Below are 694 nucleotides of genomic sequence, written 5' to 3'. Positions count from 1 at the left end.
GGCGCGCGCCGAGACCGACGCGGAGCTTGCCGGCGGCACCGGCCCTGGCATCGTCGTGACCGCCAGCAACAGCTGGCATCCCGGCATCGTCGGGCTGCTGGCCTCGCGGCTCAAGGAACATGCGCGCCGTCCCGCTTTCGCCATCGCCTTCAATGCCAATGGGATCGGCACCGGCTCGGGGCGCTCGGTCTCCGGTTTCGATCTCGGCCGGCTGGTGCGCGAGGCGGCGCAGGCCGGCCTGATCGCCAAGGGCGGCGGTCACGGCATGGCGGCAGGCATCACCGTGGAACGTGCCAAGCTCGGCGCGCTTCGGGCTTTCTTCGAGGAGCGCGCTGCGGCGGATATGTTCCGGCTGCAGAGCGAGGAAAGCCTGGCGATTGACGGCGCCTTAGCCGCCGAGGGCGCGACGCTGGCGCTTCTCGACGAGCTGGAGAAAGCCGGCCCGTTCGGCGCCGGTCACATCGCGCCGGTGTTTGTGCTGCCGCGCCACAGACTTATCGATGCGCGGCCGATCGGCACCAACCACATCCGCGCCGACCTGCAGTCGCAAAGCGGCGGCAACCTCCAGGCGATCGCGTTCCGCGCCGTCGACACCGCGCTCGGCGAATTCCTGTTCAAGAACAGGGGCAAGACCGTGCACATAGCCGGTTCGCTGTCGGGCAATTACTGGAACGGCAACCGCTCAGTGCAATTC

The 694-nt window shown here is 68.7% G+C and carries 1 protein-coding gene; it reads left to right on the top strand.

Annotated features, from left to right (window positions below; genetic code table 11):
* Nucleotides 1-694 (top strand): DHHA1 domain-containing protein (locus tag EOA60_RS35830; RefSeq protein ID WP_245502714.1); only part of this gene is annotated, 694 nt, incomplete at both ends.

It is taken from the genome of Mesorhizobium sp. M1A.F.Ca.IN.020.06.1.1, assembly GCF_004023265.1.
In the GTDB taxonomy this organism is placed as follows: domain Bacteria; phylum Pseudomonadota; class Alphaproteobacteria; order Rhizobiales; family Rhizobiaceae; genus Mesorhizobium.
The sequence above is the reverse complement of the archived record's forward strand: the minus strand, read 5'-3'. Positions and strand labels throughout refer to the sequence as shown.